Below are 2,201 nucleotides of genomic sequence, written 5' to 3' on the forward strand. Positions count from 1 at the left end.
GCGGCCGTCGGTGCCTCGCGCGCCGCCGTGGACGCCGGCTGGTACCCGCACAGCAGCCAGGTCGGCCAGACCGGCAAGCAGGTCTCCCCGCAGCTCTACATCGCGGCGGGCATCTCCGGCGCGATCCAGCACCGGGCCGGCATGCAGACCTCGAAGACCATCGTGGCCGTCAACAAGGACCCCGAGGCCCCGATCTTCGAGCTGGTCGACTACGGCGTGGTCGGCGACCTCTTCCAGGTGCTGCCGCAGCTCACCGCCGAGGTGAAGGCCCGCAAGGCCTGATCCCGCGACGACGACGGAGGGCGTGGCACCGAGTACCGCTCGGTGCCACGCCCTCCGGCATGCCCCGAGCCGCCGCCCGACCGTCCCGGAGCACGGCGGGCGGGGCGGCGCCCGTAGAGTCGGCGCCGGCGCGTGACGCGGAGGCGGACACGCGGGACGAGCGCGTGGCGCACGGGCGCGGCGCGGTGGCGTGGAACGAGGCGAGGACGGTGGCATGGCACTGCTGACGGCACTTCAGGGCGGTTTCGGCGACGCGGCGCGGGCGCTGCGGATCGACGGGCGGACGCTCTCCCGGGAGGACCTGCTGGGCGCGGCGACCGCCGTCGCCGACCGGGTGGCCGGTGCCCCGGCGCTCGCGGTGCTCGCCCGGCCCACCGTCGAGACCGTCACCGCCGTGGTCGGCGGCCTGCTGGCGGGCGTCCCGGTGGTGCCGCTGCCGCCCGACTCGGGGCCCAAGGAGCGCGAGCACATCCTGCGCGACTCGGGCGCGGCGCTGCTCGCGCACGCCGTCGGGGAGGAGCTGCCGCAGGACACCTCGGTGGCGGGGCTGCCGGTGGACCCCGCGCAGCGCTCCGCCACGACCTACGCCGAGCCGGCCGCCGAGTCGACCGGTTTCGTGCTCTACACCTCGGGCACCACCGGCGCGCCCAAGGGCGTGGTGATCCGGCGCGAGGCGATCGCCGCCGACCTGGACGCCCTCGCCGCCGCCTGGCAGTGGACCGCCGAGGACACCCTCGTGCACGGCCTGCCGCTGTTCCACGTGCACGGGCTGCTGCTCGGCGTGCTCGGCGCCCTGCGCACCGGCAGCGCGCTGGTGCACACCGGGCGGCCCACTCCGGCGGGCTACGCGGAGGCCGGCGGCAGCCTGTACTTCGGGGTGCCCACGGTCTGGTCCCGGCTGGCGGCGGACCGGGAGGCGGCGGCCCGGCTCGCCCCGGCCCGGCTGCTGGTCTCCGGCAGCGCGCCGCTGCCCGTCCCGGTGTTCGAGAAGCTGGCGGCGCTGACCGGGCACGCCCCGATCGAGCGGTACGGGATGACCGAGTCGCTGATCACGGTCAGCACCCGGGCCGACGGCGAGCGGCGCCCCGGCAGCGTCGGGCTGCCGGTGGACGGGGTCAGGACCCGGCTGGTCGGCGAGGACGGCGCGCCGGTGCCCAGCGACGGGGAGAGCGTCGGCGAACTGCAGGTCTGCGGCCCGACGCTATTCAGCGGCTACCTCAACCGGCCGGACGCGGACGCCGAGGCGTGGACGGCGGACGGCTGGTTCCGCACCGGCGACGTCGCGGTGATCGGGGCGGACGGCTTCCACCGGATCGTCGGCCGCGCCTCGGTGGACCTGATCAAGAGCGGCGGCTACCGGATCGGCGCGGGCGAGGTGGAGGCCGCGCTGCGCGACCACCCGGCGGTTGCTGACGCGGCGGTCGTCGGCGTGCCGGACGAGGACCTCGGACAGGCGATCGTCGCGTACGTCATTCCCGACGGCGCCGTGACGGGGGATCAGCTGACGGCCTTCGTGGCGGAGCGGCTCTCGGTGCACAAGCGGCCGCGGCGGGTCGTCCTGGTGCCCGAACTGCCCAGGAACGCCCTGGGGAAGGTGCTGAAGAAGCAGCTGCTGGCGGAGGCCGGCGGCCGCTGAGGGGGGTGTCCTGACGCCTCCTCGGATGACGGCCGTTCACCCTGATGTGCCGTCGGTGCTCAACCCCGGTGCCCCTTCCATTTGGCGCACTCCACTGCGCGCAGTGAGCGGACGCGTGCCTAACGTGACACGCAGGCAGAACCGAACCCCTGGGCGGGGGGGGGGGGGGGGGGGGGGGGGGGGGGGGGGGGCCGGGCCGCGGCGCCGGCGGGGGGGGGGGGGCGGGCGGCGCGGGGGGGGGGGGGGCCCGCGCGGGGCGCGGGGCGCGGGGGGGGGGGGCGGG

At 77.0% G+C, this 2,201-nt stretch carries 2 protein-coding genes; both read left to right on the top strand.

The features are described from left to right. Window positions 1-282, top strand: a 282-nt coding sequence (locus tag ACGF0D_RS44125; RefSeq protein WP_355269736.1) for an electron transfer flavoprotein subunit alpha/FixB family protein, incomplete at its 5' end; no start/stop codon positions are given. A 214-nt stretch (window positions 283-496) separates the two neighbouring features. After that, window positions 497-1,918, top strand: coding sequence for an acyl-CoA synthetase (locus tag ACGF0D_RS44130; RefSeq protein WP_392926211.1), 1,422 nt, complete (start codon window positions 497-499; stop codon window positions 1,916-1,918). Window positions 1,919-2,201: the final 283 nt, after the last annotated feature.

It is taken from the genome of Kitasatospora sp. NPDC048298 (genome assembly GCF_043201465.1).
Taxonomy (GTDB): domain Bacteria; phylum Actinomycetota; class Actinomycetes; order Streptomycetales; family Streptomycetaceae; genus Kitasatospora.

What these genes read in the sequence shown, in the direction of transcription:
- ACGF0D_RS44130 (WP_392926211.1), top strand. Translation starts at nt 497, where the DNA reads ATGGCACTGCTGACGGCACTTCAGGGCGGTTTCGGCGACGCGGCGCGG.